The organism is Pseudoalteromonas sp. 2CM39R (assembly GCF_023161845.1).
Window position 1 is genome coordinate 97751 of record NZ_JALNTM010000012.1, and the last position, 19553, is coordinate 117303.

The following is a 19553-nucleotide window of genomic DNA, read 5'->3' on the forward strand; positions in this document are numbered from 1 at the left end:
GCGCTAAGCGCCTTTTTGTTTGTGTAAAGAAAATAACAGTTCTGCTTCGGCGCGGGGTAATTCACACTCGCGAATAACCTCATCTAAATCAGCACCTAGCTCAACCATTTTTACTGCTCGAGAGTATATTTTAGCATCAGGGTCATCGTATTTTTGAGCTGCTTGTTGCTGTATCAGCTCTTGGTTTTGTTGTTCTACCTCAAGCACTCGTTTACCAATACTCATTAACCCAGTTCGTAACTCAGAGACTTCGCTACGTAAAATATTAATCTGCTCTGATGAATCTTTAAATTGCTGTAATTGTGCGCCAAGCTCATTCGCATAACGCTTTTTAAACATCACAATTAACAGCAGCGAGAATAGCCCAAATGCCAAACCCGCAATTGCAATACCAAGTAATAACATAATTTTATGTAGAGAAGCTTATATATCGCTTAACTCATCCCATTCGTCATCACTAAGTAGCTTGTTTAAATCAACTAGAATAAGCAGCTCATTATCGCGGTTGCATACACCTTGAATAAATTTGGCACTTTCTTCAGTACCTACGTTTGGCGCACTGTCAATTTCAGAGCTACGTAAGTACACAACCTCAGAAACGCTATCGGCTAAAATACCAATCACTTGCTCTTCAGCTTCAATAATCAAAATACGTGAATTGTCGGTCGCTTCAATATCAGGTAAACCAAAGCGAGAGCGAGTATCAATAACGGTAACAACATTACCACGTAAGTTAATAATACCAATTACATAAGAAGGCGCACCTGGAACAGGAGCAATTTCGGTGTAACGCAGTATTTCTTGCACTTGCATTACATTCACGCCATAGGTTTCATCTTCTAACTTAAATGTAACCCACTGCAAAATTTCATCATTATTATCTGCATTTTTTTTAGCTGACAGTAATTTATCTTCACTCATGCTCTTACCTCGTAATGGTCATTACTTGTGACGGCTATCTAAGCCTTTCTCTAATAGTGCATTTAAATTATTAACATCTATTAAAGCACACATTTTTTCTTTAATTACTCCAGCAAGCCATGGGCGCTTACTGTTATTTGTACGCCATTTTACATCTTCTTTACTCAATGTAATGTTATTTATTAGTTTTTCTGCTAATAAACCCCACTTGCTATCACCTAAAGTGATTAGATATTGATAATTTAAAGATGCCTCTAACTGCTCATCATACTTTTCAGGCATAACCCAGCGCGCGGTATCAACAACATTGAGCTTTTCTTCTCGATTGATCATGACACCTTTAAACCACTTAGGTTTACCAAATAAATGATTCACTTCTCCAAGCTCATGTATACCGCCTAACGCTTTTAATGGCACGGCTAAAGTGAGCCCAGCCACTTCAAAAAATAATGCCTGAAATTCACCATCAAAGTATTCAGCTTCATTACCGAGTGCTATATCATTTTCAGTTTCAAGCTGCTGCGCTTGGTGAGATTCTATTTCTACATTTGTTACCTGCTCATTGAGCTTTTCAACTTCAACAACCGGCTCAACTACAGGCTCAACCTGCAGTGATTGCTCTTTTTGCTCTTCATAAGCTACCTGCTCAAGCAATTTAGCAACAGGCTCAAGGTCTTTCGCTGGTGCGTCATCAGATAATAACGCCCCTAAATACTGAGTGACTACTTTTTCATTAGCAAATAATTGCTTACTCATTTATTAACCTTGTTTTATTAAATATTCAAGCAATGCTTTATAAGCATAGACTCCACGCGCATTAGGGCAAAAATCAATAGGCACTTTTTGCGCTAAACTCGCATCTCTAAATTTAGTATCAACAGGAATAACACCTGGCCATACTTTTTCTTTATACGTATCTTGTAATGTTTTATAGGCCTCAAGTGACGCTTTGGTACGCTTATCATACATAGTTGGAATTATAGTATATTCATAGCTTTTCGCTTGCGAGGTTTGCATTAACTCCATAGTCCGCATCATTCTATCAAGCCCCTTGAGCGCTAAGAACTCAGTTTGTACTGGCACCAACACTCTTTCACAAGCAGCTAGGGCATTGACCATAAGCACCCCTAGAACGGGCGGACAATCTAGAATTGCGTAATCGTAATACTCGCTAATTTTAGCCAATGTTTTTTTTAAAATCAGGCCCATCCCCGTTTTATTACCCATGCTACGGTCAAGTGTAGCAATCGCCATGGTGGCAGGTAAAATGTCAAGGTTTTCTATGGTTGAGGGACATAATGCTTGCAATATTTCTTCGCTTTTCATGCTCGATCCGCGAGTGAAAATATCGTAAACACTAACCTCTAAATCTTCTGAATCAATACCAAAGTAATAAGTTAATGATGCATGAGGATCGGTGTCAATCAGTAAAACTCGCTTACCTTGAAGCGCAAGGATCCCAGCAAGGCTAACCGCTGTAGTGGTTTTGCCTACCCCTCCTTTTTGATTGGCTACTGTCCAGATTTTCACATTACATCCTAATTACTGTTCATTACGCGTGGTAACACGAATGCCACCATGCTCTAAGCGAATTATTTTTATTGTATCGTCTTGAGTAGGCAGCTCAACTTCAGTTGGTTTAGCTGCTTCAGAAACTTGCTGCTCAGTAGCCTCATTCGATGACTCTGAAACCAAGCCGTATTTAGAAAGCGCAATCACCACTTTGCGGTTTTCAGCGCGCCCAGCTTCGGTATCATTATCTGCAAAAGGTGAATATTGGCCATATCCCTCAATTGCCATGCGCGCAGATTGAATACCTAAGCGCTCTAATTCAACTAATATTGATGTTGCACGTGCCACCGACAACTCCCAATTAGAGCGAAATATTTCATTGCGAATGGTTTCGTTATCTGTGTATCCTCGCACTCTTATATAGTTATCGACAGGTGCAATTATTGCTTCAATCTTTTTTACGACTTCTTTGGCTTGATTATGCGCAACGGCACTACCACTGGCAAACAACAGCCCTGAATTAAGCTCAATAACCAACCAATCTTGACTGAGCTCTAAACTTGCCTCGCCACTTCGTATTTCATCAATAAGTGACGATTGTAGCTTAATTAATAACCTATCGAGTGGCTTGCCTAAGTGACGTTGGCTGATATTACTATTGTCACTTTGACCATCGAGCAATATCGGTCCTTGTTCTTGTTTTTGAATACTTTCGCCATATAAAACCTCAGCCTCTGGAGTCACACTTTCAAGCAACAAAGCGTCGCCGTTAACCCCTTTACCTTGCTGAGAAAATTGTTTCGCTGACTTATCAAAAACATGCTCCAGGGAATCAGATAGTACTTGTATATTGTCTTCTTTGTTTATTGCAATGGCATACAATACAACAAAAAATGCGAACATAATGGTCATGTAATCTGCATAAGAAACTAGCCAACGCTCAGTGTGTTGGCTTTTAGTGTTTTGATGACGTAAGCGACGGCGCAACATAACCGCTAATGGGCCTGTAAAATAGGACGTTCGACGCGGTAAGCTTCAAGCTTTAATTCTATATTAATAGGGCTTTCACCTTGGCTAATGGCAATAACCCCTTCAGCTAGCATTTCATGGTAAAGCATTTTTTTCTCAACACGTTGCTTTAATTTGTTGGCCATGGGCAAAAATAGTAAATTAGCTAAACCTACACCATATATAGTAGCAATAAATGCCGTGGCAATGCCCGTTCCTAATTGCTCAGGATCATTAATAAACGACATAGCTTGAATCAATCCAAGCACAGCACCTAGGATACCGATAGTCGGGCTGTAGCCTCCCATCGCTTCATATACACGGCTAGCTTCAAGCAATCGTTCTCGTTCGAGTAATAAATCTATTTCAAGGGTATCGCGAAGCTTTTGATCTGAGCAACCATCGACTAATAAACTCAGTCCTTTAGTGGCATAGGGATCAGAGTGAGTAAGCGCTTCGTTTTCTAGCGCTAAGTAGCCTTCTTGGCGAGCTTTGTGCGACCAGCGCTTGACTTGCTCAATGGCATCTTCAATATTGTGGTCATCAGTAACAAAAACCCAATGAGTAATACTAAGCATTTTCTTAAAAGTATTGGCTGATGTTTGCAGCATCACCGCCCCCAATGTGCCACCTAATACAATAATTAGTGCTGGACCATTAAACAGCGCAGATACCACACCTCCCTCTAAAGAATAACCGATTGCAATAGCACCTAATGCAACCAATAACCCTAAAATAGAAAGCTTATCCAAAGCCAACCTCTCTTTTTAAGCGCACCGCCACATCATGAAGGCCTATGCTTTCATTTGCTAACCCAGCACTAGCTACTGCTTGCGGCATACCATATACAACACAACTTTTCTCATCTTGAGCCCAAATTGTAGCGCCAGTTTGTTTAAGCATGCGAGCACCGTCACGACCATCTGCGCCCATACCAGTCAAAATAATGGCAAGTACATCGCCTTGATACGCTTTTGCTACACTAGCAAAGGTAATATCCACACTAGGCTTATAGCTAACTCGTTCATTTTTATCTTCAAATACGCGTAATGTTCTGTTTGAACCTCGCCCTTCTACCATCATTTGCTGACCGCCTGGCGCTAAATAAGCACAGCCTGGTTGCAGTCTATCGCCTTGCTGTGCTTCTTTTACTTTAATTTTACACAAGCTATCTAATCGGGTTGCAAACGCAGGTGTAAATGCTGCTGGCATGTGTTGTATGAGTAGTATTGGGTGTGGGAAATTAGCAGGTAACTGAGTCAATATAGTTTGTAGTGCAACCGGGCCACCTGTTGATGTGCCAATAGCAATTAATTGATATTGCTTACCACTAGCACGTGTTGATGCGCTACTAGAAGGCGTTGGGCTTGCGCTTTTAAAGCTACGATCAGGTTGCACTATAGGCTTATTAGCAAAGCGCTCAGAAGTGCTTGGCGCTGGTTTAATACTTGGAGCAGCAGCCGCTCTGGTAACTCTACCAATTCGCTGGCGGCCTATTTCTTTAACTTTATTTTGTAATAGCTTTATTGCGTCGTCGTTATTACGAGCAATATCTTCAAACTTTTTCGGTAAAAAGTCCATCGCGCCGGCATCAAGTGCATCTAAGGTGGCAGATGCGCCTGCGCGTGTTAACGAGGAGAACATTAAAATAGGAGTTGGGTTACTCGCCATGATCTCTTTAACCGCGCTAATACCATCAAGCACCGGCATTTCAACATCCATGGTGATCACGTCAGGTCGTAATTGAGCTGTTTTATCGACAGCTTCTCGACCATTTACAGCGAAACCTATAACTTCAATTCCGCTGTCTTGTTCAAGAATTTCACTCACTCTGCGGCGAAAAAAGCTTGAATCATCAACTACTAAAACTTTAACAGCCATTTCGCTCTCTTATTCAATGAATGGGTAGGCATAAAATATATGCCTACTTTTAATTATCCAGCGTAATGCTTTAACATACTTGGCACATCTAATATCAGTGCAATGCCACCATCAGAGGTGATTGTTGCACCTGCCATACCAGGCGTACCTTGAAGTAATGCGTCTAAAGGCTTAATTACCACTTCCTCTTGACCAATAAGCGAGTCAACAACGAAACCCACTTTTTGAGTTCCTATTTGTACAATAACCACATGACCTTGTGCTTTTCGCTGACCTCTATCGGCCCCTTTGATGAGCCAATGTTCAAGGTAGAATAACGGAATCGATTTTTTACGAACAATTATAGTAAGCTGACCATCAACCACATTGGTTTTTGTTAAATCTAAATGGAATATTTCACTTACACCCGCCAGCGGCAACGCAAAGGTTTGTTCGCCTACCACTACCATTAAGGTAGGCAGTATTGCCAGTGTCAGCGGTACTTTAATCTCTAAAGTAGTACCTACGCCCATCTCTGATTTAATATTTACTGAGCCATTGAGTTGAGTGATTTTTGTTTTAACCACATCCATACCAACGCCACGGCCAGAAATATCTGAGATCTCTTCTTTAGTTGAAAAACCAGGTGCAAAAATAAGGTTATACGCTTCAGTATCAGAAAGGCGACTCGCTTGATCGTGATCAAGCACCCCTTTACTAATCGCAATCTTTTTAAGCTTTTCAGCATCCATACCGGCACCATCATCTTGGATGGTAAGCAGGATATGGTCGCCTTGCTGAGACGCTGATAAAGTAACAGTACCGGTTCTAGGTTTACCCGATGCTTCACGAACATCTGGCATTTCTATACCATGATCCACTGAGTTGCGCACTAAATGCACGAGTGGATCTGCCAATGCTTCCACTAAATTTTTATCTAAATCGGTGTCTTCACCAACAAGTAATAAATTAATATCTTTTTGCAGCGTTCGTGCTAAATCTCGTACTACACGGGGGAAACGGCCAAACACTTTTTTAATTGGCTGCATTCGTGTTTGCATTACCGCACCTTGGATATCAGCAGTCACTACATCTAAATTAGAAATAGCTTTACCCATAGCCTCGCTGTCAGAGTTTGTTGCCAAGCTTACCAAACGATTTCGCACAAGTACCAATTCACCAACCATATTCATTATTTGGTCTAAACGTTTGGTATCAACACGTACTGTTGTCTCCGCCGGTGGAGGCGCTGCTTTTTTAGGCGGCGCTGTCTTAGCTGGCTGTGGAGAAGGTGCCGGCTTTGCAGGCTCTGCTTTTGGTACCGGTTTAGGCTCAGGTTTTGGCGCAGCAGGCGCAGGCTTATTTGCGGCTACTGGCTCAGGTTTACTTTCTGGAGCCGATGTTTCTAACGATTTAGGTGCACCTTTGCCATGTAATTCATCTAGCAAAGCTTCAAATTCATCGTCACTTATTTCATCATCGCTCGCGCTTGAGTCGTTATTTTGTGAAGCCACAGGAGCCGGTGGTGCTTGCTGTGGTGTACTTGGGGCGCTTTGAGTAACTTCGCCAAAACTACCAACACCATGAAGCTCATCTAATAAGCTATCAAATTCATCGTCAGTTATATCGCCACTGACATCATTATCACTTGATGAGGACTGTTCTTCTTGTGGAGCTTGACCTTTACCATGTAACTCATCAAGTAAGCTTTCGAATTCATCTTCAGTTATTTCATCAATCTGAGAGTCTGAGCTACTGCTATCTGGGCCGCTAAATAATTCATCAAAAGCAAACGGATCTTCTTCCGCATCATTGCTTGGCTGCTCAGCTACAGGTTCAGGTTCTACCGAGGGAGTTTCAACAGGGGCTGTGTCTTCAACTACAGAATCGCCAGCAAGCTCTTCTGCCGTCGGTGGTTGTCCAAGTTTATGAAGGACTGCAAGTAACTCTGGATCAGCAGGCTCTGGTTGGTCACGATTTTTAATTGTGGCAAACATTTCATTAATGGTGTCGAGTGCTTGTAAAATTACATCCATTAATTCAGAGTTAACTGTTCTTACACCTTGGCGCAATAAATCAAACACGTTTTCAGCACCATGACATGCATCAACAAGCTCTGTCATTGCCAAAAAGCCGGCGCCACCTTTTACAGTGTGGAAACCACGAAATATTGCGTTTAGTAGTTCAGTATCATCTGGGTTGTTTTCCAGTTCTACTAACTGTTCAGATAAAAGCTCAAGGATTTCTCCGGCCTCTACTAAAAAGTCTTGTAAAATATCTTCATCGACTTCAAAGCTCATGCAGTACTCTCCTATTAGAAGCCCAAACTTGATAATAGATCATCAACTTCATCTTGATCAGATACAACATCATTACGCGATTCTTTATCAATAATAGGCCCTTCTGGGCCTGCTAGTGTTTGTGCAACAATGGAATCTTCTGTTTCTTCTGGTTGTTCGGTCAGTTGTGCTGGCTCAACTTCACCTTGTGCTGCAAATGCAGTTAACAAGTGGATTAAGCTTTCTTCAACTTCACGCACAAGTTCAATAACACGACGAATAACCTGACCAGTTAAATCTTGATAGTCTTGAGCCATCAATACATTGGTCATCAACATTTGCAACTCATCAGTTTTATGGTGAGAGCTGTTCATAAACTTATCAATACTATGGCAAAGTGACTTAAACTCACCAAGCTCTATTTCGCGGTTCATTAAGCGATCCCACGTTGGCTTGATGTCAGCTATTTCGTCAGCAATTTCTTGTGCTAATGGTAAGCTTGCTTCAACCGCATCCATTGTTTTATTGGCTGCGTTTTCTGTCATTTCCATGACGTAGTTAAGGCGTTTTTTAGCGTCAGGGATGGCATCAGTGGTAATATCTGTTAAACGCGTGTCTAACTCGAAACTCTTTAAAGCTTCGTGCAGTTGACGCGTTAACTTACCCACCTCAGCAAATAGCTGTGATTGCTCTTGTGAAGCTGTTTCTAAAATTAACTGATTCGCTTTATCTTGCTCACCATTTTCTAAAAAAACCACTAACTGGCGAGCTTGTTCTAAAGTAATCTGAGGCGCAGCAGGTGCTGACATAAGCCTCTCCCTCTCATTAACCTAAGCGTTCGAACACTTTTTCTAATTTAGTTTTCAATGTACCTGCAGTAAATGGTTTAACAATGTAACCATTAACGCCAGCTTGGGCAGCAGCAATTATTTGTTCTTTTTTAGCTTCTGCTGTCACCATTAAAACAGGAATATGCTTTAATTTTTCATCAGCTCGAATTGCCCTCAAAAGATCAATACCTTGCATGCCTGGCATATTCCAATCTGTTACAACAAAATCAAACGCTTGATTTTGTAACATAGGTAAAGCAGTTGACCCGTCATCTGCTTCTTGAACATTGGTAAAACCTAAATCGCGCAACAGGTTTTTAATAATACGTCTCATCGTCGAAAAATCATCAACAACAAGAATTTTAATGTTTTTATCCAAAACATCCTCCAGTGAGGCCTGAACCTTTATTTACTTACTTCTAGTTTATCCAGTCATTGATTTTTGCTTTAAGCTTAATCATCGCCTGACCATGTATCTGACTTACACGCGACTCACTTACATCGAGTATATGCCCAATTTCTTTTAAATTCATTTCATCGTTATAGTACAAAGAAAGCACCATTGCATCTTTTTCCGGTAACGACTTTATCGCATTGAGTAAAGACTCATTAAACCGTTCATTTTTAACATTATTGAAAGGTTTGTCTAGTGCTAAATCTTGACCATGCGGTGTAATCACATCATCGTCAATACCAAGGTCTTCAATACCTAAAACTTTGCTTACATTCACATCGTTTAAAATATGATGGTACTCATTTAACGAAATTTCAAGTTTTTCAGCAACTTCACTATCTTTGGGTTCACGGTTTAAACTACTTTCAAGAGCAACAATAGTCTCTGCTACTAAGCGGCTTTTTCTGTGAACCGAGCGTGGAACCCAATCACCTCGACGCATTTCATCTATCATTGCACCACGAATACGAATTCCAGCAAAGGTTTCAAAACTCGCACCTTTGCTTGCATCAAAATTTTTTGAAGCTTCTATTAATCCGATCATACCTGATTGGATTAAATCATCTAGTTGCACACTGGCCGGTAAACGAGCAATTAAATGGCATGCCACTTTTTTGACTAATGAGGCATGCTTTTCAACAATCATATTTAAACTCTGTGTTGACTGATATCCCATAGCTCTATTCACCGGTATTGTCATTATTAGTTACTAACTAGCTTCTCAATAAAAAACTCTAAATGACCCGAGGCTTGACTAGGTGTTGGCCACTTAGTAATTTTTGTCGCCAGTGTTTTAAAAGCAATCGCTGCAGGAGATCCTGGAAAAACTTCAACTATCACTTTTTGGCGACGCGTTGATTTGCGCATATTCTCATCATAAGGAACTGTTGCAACAAGCTCCATTGATATATCTAAAAATCGGTCGGTTACTTTTGAAAGTTTAGCAAATAATTCCTGCCCTTCACGTAAGCTACGCACCATGTTGGCAACAATTTTAAATTTGTATACGCCGTGCTCACGGCTCAGTACTTTAATGAGCGCATAGGCATCGGTAATTGATGTTGGCTCATCACATACCACCACAACCACATCCTGTGCGGCACGAGAAAAGCTCAATACCATGTCAGAAATACCCGCAGCGGTATCAACAATTAAAATATCAAAATCAGTGTTAAGCTCGCTAAATGCACGAATAAGTCCGGCGTGCTCTGAAGGAGATAACTCAACCATACTTTGCGAACCCGATGTTGCAGGTACTATTTTTATACCTGCAGGGCCTTCAACTAAAATATCTTCAAGTTCACACTCACCTGATAAAACATGAGATAAATTGCGCTCTACACGCAGTCCAAGCATAACGTCACAATTAGCTAACCCTAAATCAGCATCTAAAACCAGCACACGTTTGCCTTGTTGGCCTAGCGCGATTGCCGTATTAAGGGATACGTTTGTTTTACCTACTCCACCTTTGCCGCCGGTGACAGCGATAACTTTTACGCCGTTATTATTATTGTTGCTCATTTTGCGAAGGCCGCTTGCTTGATCTAAAACTGTGTTAATCATACATCTCTACTGTGCTCGACGCCACTGATTGGTGTCGTGATTGTTGTGCTTTTATTCTTTTCAAATACAATTGCTCAGCTTTTTTTACTAGTTTTTCGGCATTTGCCACTCTAATATCTTCTGGTACTCGCTGACCGTTAGTAAGATACCCTATTGGGAGACGATTTTGAATCGCAATACTAATAATCTCACCTAAACTCAATGACTCATCTAACTTAGTAAAAATACATCCACTAAGCTGTACTTTTTTAAAATGCCTTACTGTTTCTTGTAATACATTAATTTGTGCTGTAGCACTTAATACTAAATAACTACGTATATCTACACGCTGATTACGCATCAAGGTATTAAGCTGCTCAGTTAAACGTAAATCTCGCTGACTCATTCCTGCTGTATCAATTAAGACTAGACGTTTATTTCGTAAATGGTATAAAACTTCTGCTAATTCATTTGCATCTTTAACTTGTTTAACGCCACAGCCAATAATTCGACCATAGGTTGCTAGCTGCTCATACGCACCAATACGGTAGGTATCAGTAGTAATAAGTGCGACTTTATCAGCACCATATTTTTGCGCACCTAATGCAGCTAATTTTGCAACTGTGGTGGTTTTACCTACCCCTGTTGGGCCTACTAGTGCATAAATACCACCTTGGCGAAGAATTTCGTTGTTAGTGGTTTGCATTTGATCTTCAACCATATTCAATAAGGCTTTCCAACCTTGTTGGCGAGATACATCATCGGGTACAAAGCATGCCATTTGCTCAGCAACCTCTTTATCTATCCCCATACCCACTAAACGGTCAATCATGCATGCACGGGTTGGATCGCGACGTGCCATATCTTGTTGCATTAAACCTGATACTTGATGTTCTAGTAATTGACGAATTGCGTTCATTTCTTCGCGCATGGTGCTTATATCACTCGACTCGTTCGGCATCGTTTGCTGGCGTGGTGCACTCGGTGAGTCTAAATCGTCAAAGCCACTGTCTAAATCATTAAAACCTAAGCTATCAGCTTGAGTACGAGGACGTGCAGGTGCGCTTGGTTCACGCTCAAACATATTTTTAGGTCGAGATTGCACAGCTTCTTGTTCTTGATAATGACCAGAGGTATCAATGCCTGATTGTGAAAACATTGACGCAAGCTCTGCTGAACGAGGACGGGGAGATTGACGTTCTAATAAAGCTTGTAAACTATCAGCTACCTTTGCTTGTGGCTTAGGTTGAGCACGTTGTGGCTCTGGTTTTACAAAATTATGTGAGCTCTGGGTATGTGCAAATGAAGCGCTTGCAGCTGGCTGGCTTTGAGGCTGCTCTGGCGCTTTTGCTGCGGCTTTGTCGTAATCAACAGCAGCAACAATTTCAACGCCATTAGCTAGTTTCTTATTTGACATAATAACCGCATCAACACCGAGCTCTTCTTTTACTTCTTTTAGTGCGGTGCGCATGTCTTTAGCAAAAAAACGTTTAATTTTCATAATTCAAACCCCTTTAAAATCTTATTGTTGGCCTACAGAGCTGACAATCTTGATCTGTCTTTCATCTGGTATCTCTTGATAAGACATCACTCGCAATCCTGGAATGGTGTATTTAACAAATCGAGATAGCACAGTGCGTAACATTCCTGACGTTAGCAATATTGAAGGTTCACCGGCCATTTCTTGATTTTGATGCGCTTCATTCAATGATGTTTGAAGTCTATCAGCAAGTCCTGGTTCTATTCCGGCACCTTCATCACCTGCATTTTGAAGTGACTGATGCAACATCTGTTCCAACTCAGGCGCCAAGGTTATGACAGGGATTTCAGAAGACATACCAACAGCATCTTGAACGATTAATCTACGCAACGATATTCTCACTGCAGCCGTTAATACATCAGGGTCTTGGCTACGAGGGCCATACTCAACAAGGGTTTGAACAATTGAGCGCATATCTCGTATTGCTACCCCTTCATTTAATAAGTTTTGTAGCACTTTAACGATGGTGGTCAGCGGTAATACCTCAGGTACTAGCCCTTCAACTAAGCGAGGGTGACTTTTACCTAACATATCTAATAAGTTTTGTACTTCTTCGTGGCCAAGCAATAATGCGGCGCTATTGGTGAGTAACTGGCTAATATGAGTGGCCACAACGGTTGCTGAATCAACTACGGTATAACCTAAAGATTGCGCTTCATCTTTTTGATCGGGTTTTATCCATACCGCATCTAAACCAAATGCAGGGTCTGTAGTTTCAATGCCTTTTAGCGGGCCAAACACTTGGCCTGGGTTAATTGCTAATTCATCGCCGTGTTTAAGCTCTCCCTCACCACTTGATACACCCATCATAGTGATGCGATACGCATTTGGATCAAGTTCAAGGTTGTCGCGAATATGTACAGGCGGTACTAAAAAGCCCAGCTCTTGAGATAGTTTTTTACGCACCCCTTTAATGCGGTTTAACAGCTCACCACCTTGTGATTGGTCAACCAAAGGAATTAATCGATAACCTACTTCTAAGCCAATAACATCAACTTGCTGTACATCATCCCAACCCAGTTCTTTTTGTTCTTGTTTAGCCGCAATCCCGGTACCTGAGGCTGCATTTTCAGCTTCTTCGGCCTCAGCAGCCGCCAATTTAAGTTTGTTTTGCTGGGTGTAGTATGCAAGGTAACCTAAAAGCGCCCCTAAGCTTAAAAATGCAATATGCGGCATACCTGGGACTAAACCCATAGTAATGAGGATACCAGAGGCAATAAATAATGATTTTTCGTTTCCTAGCTGCTGCTTAAACTGATCGCCCATATTGTGCGACTCATTTTGACGCGTTACAACAATCGCAGTACCAATTGAAAGTAGTAATGAAGGTAATTGCGCGACTAAGCCATCACCAATGGTCAATAGTGTGTACACTTCCATAGCGCGTGAAAAGCTCAAGTCATGCTGGATCATGCCAACAAATAAACCACCTACAATATTGATCACTAAAATGACGATACCCGCGATAGCATCGCCTTTTACAAATTTACTGGCACCATCCATAGAACCATAAAAGTCGGCTTCACGGGTTACTTCATCACGACGCTCTCTGGCTTGCTCTGCACTAATAAAGCCAGCATTCATATCTGCATCAATCGCCATTTGCTTACCCGGCATGGCATCAAGGGTAAAGCGTGCTGACACTTCAGAAATACGCCCTGCACCTTTGGTAATTACCACAAAGTTTATGATAATTAGAATCAAAAATACCACTAAACCCACGGCGTAGTTACCACCAATCACCACCGAGCCAAATGCTTCAATTACCTTACCAGCGGCATCACCACCATTATGACCCTCAAGAAGTACCACCCGAGTACTGGCTACGTTAAGTGCTAAACGCATGATCGTAGCGATTAACAACACCGCTGGAAACATGCCAAACTCAAGCGGCTTCATGGTATATACGGTGACCAGTAATACAACTAATGCGAGCGCGATATTAAACGAAAATAATATATCAAGCAGAAATGGAGGCAGTGGTAATATAACCATGCCAAGCGCAGCTAAGACTAAAAGCGGTGTACCAACGCCTTTTGCATATTCTTTTTTATCTTTATTAAGTTGTTGTAATACCGCTTTAAATTCCATAACTCTACAATTTCAAAAAATTGACACTACGCTGAAATAGCAATAACTATTCCAAGTTAGTTGGTTAGCGGTTAATACTTAAATTCATCAGGGATTGGCAGCTTTTTATTAAGCGCGACAGGGCGTTTTCCACGGCCTTTTTTAAACCGTTTAAGCTGAAATACATAGGCAAGCACTTGAGCAACTGCAGTAAAGAGCTGATCGGGAATTTGATCCCCTACTTCAGCGGTATGATAAAGCGCTCGCGTTAAGGTAGGCGACTCAACAATGGGCACTTCATTACCCAAAGCAATTTTACGAATTTGCATAGCGAGTTCGTCAACGCCTTTTGCTAGTACAATAGGCGCTCCAGCTCGCTCTGTGTCGTATTTTAAAGCCACTGAGTAATGAGTAGGGTTGGTAACAATAACATCGGCATCAGGAACATCCTGCATCATTCTCTTTTGCGACATTTGACGTTGGGTTTGCCTGATACGCGCTTTGATTTGCGGATCACCCTCAGAGTTTTTATATTCATCTTTTACTTCTTGCATCGTCATTTTAAGCTGTTTGTTATGGCTATAACTTTGAAATGGCGCATCAATAGCTGCAATAATAATTAAGGTGCAAGATAACCCTAAAAACATCCAGGCTAATATTTCCAAAGCATGCACGATATTGCCCGGCGCACTTTCTATACTCAAATGTAATATTTCATCAAAATAAACATTAATTAAAAAGATAGCGAAGGTTGCCACTAGGCCAAACTTTAATAATGACTTAAGTAGCTCAATAGCCGCTTGCGGGCCAAACATCCGAGTAAAACCTTTCATTGGCGACATTTTACTGGCTTTGGGCGCTGCTGCCTGCCAGCTAAAATTAAAGCCGCCAAGCATGGTGTTACCAATAAACGCAGCCAGTACAATAATAAGTACAAACATCGACATAGGAAATAACAGTACGTCAGCAACCTCCCCCCACACCGCAAACATTTTTGTGGTGTCGTAAGTTTCATTGCGATTAAGACTAAGCATTCTGCCCATAATTCGATACAAGCCTTTACCAATTTCAGGGCCGTACATTAATAAAGAAATAGCAGAAAAAATGAGTACAAACATAGTACCTAGCTCTTTAGAGCGCGCTATTTGGCCTTTCTTTTTGGCATCATCAACTTTTTTGGGCGTGGGTTCTTCGGTTTTTTCTTGTCCTGAATCTTCAGCCATTACGCTCTCCTAAGGGGAACAACCAACTAGAGTACACATTAGCTCAACCATTTTTAGCCATTGGAACTCAAACTGAGTGATAAAGTTACCGAGGGTAGCCCAAATAATAACGAGCCCTGCCACTAAGGTAAACGGAAAGCCTATAGAGAAGATATTTAACTGTGGGGCAGCACGGGTCATGATGCCAAATGACATATTAATTACAAGCATGGCCGTTAATGGCGCTAACGAAAGCACTAGTGCAGTGGTAAACATCCAACCACCCCATGTCACTATATCCCAATAATGATCAACCGCCCACCAATTACCATCAATTGGCAATACCTGAAAACTATGTACCACCATTTGAATCATCATTAAATGGCCATTAAATACAAAAAATAACAAGGTAGCTAAAATGAGGTAGAACTGCCCTACAGCAGGTACACTCATTCCATTTGAGGGGTCAACAACAGACGCAAAACCTAAACCAGTTTGCATAGCAAGGATTTGCCCGGCTAACACAAATGTATTGAGCAGCAGTGTGGATGCAAAACCAATCGCAACGCCAATCAGCATTTGTTGTAGCACCACTAAAACCATTTCAAAAGAAAATAAATTAGTAAATGTAGCTGGAGGTAGAACAGGCACAACTAAAAATGTGACTACAACAGCCAAGCCCATTTTAATTCGAGAAGGGACGTTTTTGGCGCCAATACCCGCCATTATCATGATCATTGAGCTAATACGCACCAAGGGCAGTAAAAAATCACTTAACCATTGAATAACAACGGAAAATGGGAACTCCATCGTTAACCTGCTATTTCGGGTATAAGAAGCACTAAGCGATTAAAAAAATCCATCAGCTCTTGAGTAAACCAATGTCCACCCACTATTAACGCACTAATAGTAATTAATAGACGCGGTAAAAAGCTCAGTGTTTGTTCATTAATTGAGGTTGCCGCCTGAAATACTGCCACTACTAAACCAATAATTAAACCAGGTACCACAATAGCAGACACCAGCTTAATCACTAAAAACAGGGCTCCACTTAAAATATCAACAAATACTTCAGGTTCCATGGGCGACTCCTAGAGTGATTGGTTCAAAGTAGAAAGCACCACTATGTGCCCAACCCAAAGCTTTTAGCGAGCGTACCCATCACCAAGCTCCAACCATCAACCAATACAAACAACATAATCTTAAACGGTAGCGATACAATCATGGGAGATAGCATCATCATGCCCATGGCCATCAACACCGATGCAACCACCAAATCGACAATCAAAAAGGGGATGAAGAACATAAAACCGATAATAAAGGCTGTTTGTAGCTCACTGGTCACAAACGCCGGAATAAGGACTATCAATGGCGTTGCTTCAGGTGAATCAAGCTGATCGTACCCAGCTATTTTTGCAAAGGTTTCTAAGTCTTTTAATCGTACTTGAGAAAGCATAAAAGCTTTCATTGGCTCTTTAGCTAAATCGAGTGCTTCTAGTGATGTTACCTGTTCACTTAAGTACGGTTCGATTGCACGTTCGTTTATTTGCTCATAAATAGGCGCCATAATAAAAATACTTAAAAACAGCGACATTCCTAGTAATACTTGATTAGAAGGCGTTTGTTGTAAACCAATCGCTTGGCGCAAAATAGCTAAAACAACAATAATTCGAGTGAACGAGGTCATCATGATAATGGCTGCTGGAATAAAGCTCATAGCCGTCATGATCGCTAACACTTGTAGCGTCACTGAATAGTCTTGCGTGCCATCTGCATTACTTGTGATCGTAAGCGCGTCTATACCTTCAGCACTGACTCCTGGTACGAATACCATAGCAAATATGAAAAGCAGCCATTTAGTCATGATATTAGTTCTTTTTATTTTGATTAAGTTGCGGATTCAACATTTTGCCAAAACGCTTAGCTAATTCTGGTAACTCTTTTTCTGTCAGGGGAGTTTCTAGCTTGTGTAAATAATTAATGCTATGTGGAGTTACACCTAATAGGTGCTGTGCATTATCTATCTCGACTACCATTAATCGCTCGCGTGAGCCTAAAGGAAGACTGCGGATCACTTTGAATTCATCGTTATTGGTTAAATTTGGATTAAGCTTTTTAACAAAAAAAGCCAACACTAAAATTAACACGACCACCACACCTAACGACATAACCATTGAAATAATGTCTGTGGTGGGTGTTGCAGCATCGGTAGCTGCAAACACAGAATTGCTTAAACCAAGTAATGCTATCATCGTAATTTTTTGATCCGTTCAACCTGACTAATTACATCCGTTAAGCGAATACCAAACTTATCGTTCACCACAACCACTTCACCATGTGCTATCAATGTACCATTAACTAATACATCTAGCGGTTCACCAGCAACCCTATCAAGTTCAACAACTGAACCTTGGTTAAGTTGTAATAAGTTACGAATATTAATTTTAGAACGCCCTACTTCCATCGAAATAGTAACGGGAATATCTAAAATAGTGTCGAGTTTACGTTTTTCTTCACCGCTGAGCTCATGCTTTGAATCATCCAGCTCATCAAGCTCGGTTACTTTAACCTCTGCACTATCATCGTCAGTTCCCTCAGCCTCAGCAAGTGCTGCTGCCCATTCGTCCATCGTATCTTGATCATCGCTCATACTTTTAACCTTTTAATCAATTACCAGTCTAAGTCTACACCGTTTGAAAGGTGTAAATCATCTTCTAGTTCTGCTAATTCTGCATCTGAATCAATTTTTTTGCCGCCTTTAGTAAAGACATGCAGCTCAGATTTAACTGAATCAGGGCGTTTAATTTTTTCACTAATTTGTAGCGCAACGTTATCGCGTGAGCGACCCATTTTAGCTCTAAATGTTGGTAACTCTTCAACAAACACAGTAATATGCTCTGGCATTTCAACAGGAATGATATCCCCCGCCTTAAGCTCCATAATTTGTTTTAAGCTTAAATCAACTTCAAGTAGCTGAGTCGACAAATCGACTTCTACATCCATTATTTCGTCGCGAAGTGCCTTGCTCCAACGTAAATCGGTATCTTCAGTATCAGACTGAACACCTGCATCCAGTAGCTCTCGTATAGGTTCGAGCATTGAGTAAGGCAGCGCAATATGAAAGTCACCACCGCCGCCATCAAGCTCAATATGAAAAGAGCTAATAACCACCACTTCGGTTGGGCTAACAATGTTAGCCATAGCGGGATTCACCTCAGAATCGAGATACTCAAACGACACATCCATAACCGGCGCCCATGCTTCTTTGTAATCTTCAAAGATTATTTTTAGCAGCATTTGCACGATACGGCGCTCTGTTGGGGTAAATTCACGCCCTTCAATTTTGGCATGATAACGACCATCGCCACCAAAGAAATTATCTACCAGTATAAAGACTAATCGCGCCTCCATGGTAATTAGGCCAGTGCCTTTTAGTGGGCGAAAACGCACCATATTCAAACTGGTTGGTACAAATAAGGTATGAATATACTCACCAAATTTGATCATTTGCACGCCGTTAATTGACACCTCAGCGGTGCGGCGCATCATGTTAAAAAGGCTAATTCGCATATGGCGCGCAAATCGCTCATTAACAATTTCAAGTGTCGGCATGCGACCACGCACGATGCGATCTTGCGAAGAGAAGTCATACTGTAGCGTACTTCCCTCACCGTCTTCACCGTCGTGTATATCTTCCTCTTCGACCTCATCAACACCGTGTAATAGCGCATCAATTTCATCTTGGGATAATAAATCGCTCACACTGACCCCTTATTGCATCACAAAGCCGGTAAACAGTACCCGCTCAATTACTTTACTTCCTTCCACATCCATCATTGCAGCTTGTACTTTATCTAGCGCAGTAAAGCGCAGTGTTTCTTTGCCTACACTGGTGCTTAGTTCATCTGCGGTAGTCATTGAAAATACACTCAATAGCGTACCTTCAATCAGTGGAATATGCTTTTTAGCAGTTTCTTCATTGCCATCTCCGCGCACCAGCAATTGCACTTTAATTTGTACAATTCTATCGCGACTCGCCCCTGGAACATTAAATATAAAAGGTCTTGGCATAGCAACATATAGCGCACTGCCGACCGTTGCCGAGGAGCTTGATGATTCTGCGGCTACTTCACCACTGGCGGCATCATCTGTTAAAGTTTCTACGGGCTCATCATCACCCGATAGTAAAAAGTAACCAGCTACACCGCCAACAATAACTAATACAGCGGCTATAATTATAATGAGTTTGCTTTTATTTTTACTGACTTCTTCTATTTCTAAATTAGTATCTTCAGCCATTGTATTTCCTTTATTCGCAAAGGTATTTGCTTGTTT

The 19553-nt window shown here is 41.3% G+C and carries 22 protein-coding genes; all 22 read right to left on the minus strand.

Going from position 1 to position 19553, the window contains the following annotated elements:
• Positions 1-3: 3 nt before the first annotated feature.
• The 22 genes from MTF66_RS24160 to fliL all read right to left on the minus strand — a co-directional run bounded on the left by MTF66_RS24160 (position 4) and on the right by fliL (position 19517).
• Positions 4-405, minus strand: coding sequence for a DUF2802 domain-containing protein (locus MTF66_RS24160; RefSeq protein ID WP_054201706.1), 402 nt, complete (start codon positions 403-405; stop codon positions 4-6).
• An 18-nt stretch (positions 406-423) separates the two neighbouring features.
• Complete coding sequence (locus MTF66_RS24165) at positions 424-921, minus strand: chemotaxis protein CheW (RefSeq protein ID WP_008112225.1); 498 nt, start codon at positions 919-921, stop codon at positions 424-426.
• Positions 922-942: 21 nt separating this feature from the next.
• Complete coding sequence (locus MTF66_RS24170) at positions 943-1677, minus strand: CheW domain-containing protein (RefSeq protein WP_109874284.1); 735 nt, start codon at positions 1675-1677, stop codon at positions 943-945.
• A 3-nt stretch (positions 1678-1680) separates the two neighbouring features.
• Positions 1681-2451: a ParA family protein gene (locus MTF66_RS24175; RefSeq protein WP_055013038.1), complete on the minus strand. Its 771-nt coding sequence runs from the start codon at positions 2449-2451 to the stop codon at positions 1681-1683.
• Positions 2452-2463: 12 nt separating this feature from the next.
• Positions 2464-3423, minus strand: a complete 960-nt coding sequence (locus MTF66_RS24180) for a flagellar motor protein MotB (RefSeq protein ID WP_248528953.1) — start codon at positions 3421-3423, stop codon at positions 2464-2466.
• Positions 3424-3428: 5 nt separating this feature from the next.
• On the minus strand, positions 3429-4193 hold the full coding sequence (locus tag MTF66_RS24185; RefSeq protein ID WP_248528955.1) for a flagellar motor protein: 765 nt from the start codon (positions 4191-4193) through the stop codon (positions 3429-3431).
• Entirely contained in the window at positions 4186-5322 is a 1137-nt protein-coding gene (locus MTF66_RS24190) for a chemotaxis response regulator protein-glutamate methylesterase (RefSeq protein ID WP_138622148.1), read from the minus strand. Before MTF66_RS24190 ends, MTF66_RS24185 begins: the two co-directional genes overlap by 8 nt.
• Before the next feature lie 53 nt (positions 5323-5375).
• Positions 5376-7601 (minus strand): chemotaxis protein CheA, encoded by a 2226-nt coding sequence (locus MTF66_RS24195; RefSeq protein ID WP_248528957.1) that lies wholly within the window; start codon positions 7599-7601, stop codon positions 5376-5378.
• Positions 7602-7615: 14 nt separating this feature from the next.
• Entirely contained in the window at positions 7616-8389 is a 774-nt protein-coding gene (locus MTF66_RS24200; RefSeq protein ID WP_054201713.1) for a protein phosphatase CheZ, read from the minus strand.
• A 16-nt stretch (positions 8390-8405) separates the two neighbouring features.
• Entirely contained in the window at positions 8406-8789 is a 384-nt protein-coding gene (gene cheY, locus MTF66_RS24205) for a chemotaxis response regulator CheY (protein ID WP_008112210.1), read from the minus strand.
• A gap of 40 nt (positions 8790-8829) precedes the next feature.
• Positions 8830-9540, minus strand: coding sequence for an RNA polymerase sigma factor FliA (locus tag MTF66_RS24210; RefSeq protein ID WP_054201714.1), 711 nt, complete (start codon positions 9538-9540; stop codon positions 8830-8832).
• Positions 9541-9566: 26 nt separating this feature from the next.
• Positions 9567-10427, minus strand: a complete 861-nt coding sequence (locus MTF66_RS24215) for a MinD/ParA family protein (RefSeq protein ID WP_054201715.1) — start codon at positions 10425-10427, stop codon at positions 9567-9569.
• Entirely contained in the window at positions 10420-11907 is a 1488-nt protein-coding gene (gene flhF, locus MTF66_RS24220; RefSeq protein WP_248528959.1) for a flagellar biosynthesis protein FlhF, read from the minus strand. The genes MTF66_RS24215 and flhF overlap by 8 nt, the downstream gene beginning before the upstream one ends.
• 21 nt (positions 11908-11928) lie before the next feature.
• Entirely contained in the window at positions 11929-14037 is a 2109-nt protein-coding gene (flhA, locus tag MTF66_RS24225) for a flagellar biosynthesis protein FlhA (RefSeq protein ID WP_010387925.1), read from the minus strand.
• A 71-nt stretch (positions 14038-14108) separates the two neighbouring features.
• A complete protein-coding gene (flhB, locus tag MTF66_RS24230) occupies positions 14109-15239 on the minus strand; it encodes a flagellar biosynthesis protein FlhB (protein WP_010387924.1) in 1131 nt (376 codons plus the stop codon).
• A 9-nt stretch (positions 15240-15248) separates the two neighbouring features.
• Positions 15249-16028 carry a flagellar biosynthetic protein FliR gene (fliR, locus tag MTF66_RS24235; protein WP_010387923.1) on the minus strand — a complete coding sequence of 260 codons (780 nt, stop codon included), beginning with the start codon at positions 16026-16028 and terminating at the stop codon, positions 15249-15251.
• Between the two features lie 2 nt (positions 16029-16030).
• A complete protein-coding gene (locus MTF66_RS24240) occupies positions 16031-16300 on the minus strand; it encodes a flagellar biosynthetic protein FliQ (protein WP_010387922.1) in 270 nt (89 codons plus the stop codon).
• Positions 16301-16341: 41 nt separating this feature from the next.
• The gene (gene fliP, locus MTF66_RS24245) at positions 16342-17082 is read right to left on the minus strand and encodes a flagellar type III secretion system pore protein FliP (protein ID WP_010387920.1); all 741 of its coding nucleotides are present in this window, start codon (positions 17080-17082) and stop codon (positions 16342-16344) included.
• Between the two features lie 4 nt (positions 17083-17086).
• On the minus strand, positions 17087-17470 hold the full coding sequence (gene fliO / locus MTF66_RS24250) for a flagellar biosynthetic protein FliO (RefSeq protein WP_010387917.1): 384 nt from the start codon (positions 17468-17470) through the stop codon (positions 17087-17089).
• Positions 17467-17868, minus strand: coding sequence for a flagellar motor switch protein FliN (gene fliN, locus MTF66_RS24255; protein WP_010387913.1), 402 nt, complete (start codon positions 17866-17868; stop codon positions 17467-17469). The genes fliO and fliN overlap by 4 nt, the downstream gene beginning before the upstream one ends.
• A 20-nt stretch (positions 17869-17888) precedes the next feature.
• Complete coding sequence (gene fliM, locus MTF66_RS24260; RefSeq protein WP_010387912.1) at positions 17889-18980, minus strand: flagellar motor switch protein FliM; 1092 nt, start codon at positions 18978-18980, stop codon at positions 17889-17891.
• Positions 18981-18989: 9 nt separating this feature from the next.
• Complete coding sequence (fliL, locus tag MTF66_RS24265; RefSeq protein WP_010387911.1) at positions 18990-19517, minus strand: flagellar basal body-associated protein FliL; 528 nt, start codon at positions 19515-19517, stop codon at positions 18990-18992.
• Positions 19518-19553: the final 36 nt, after the last annotated feature.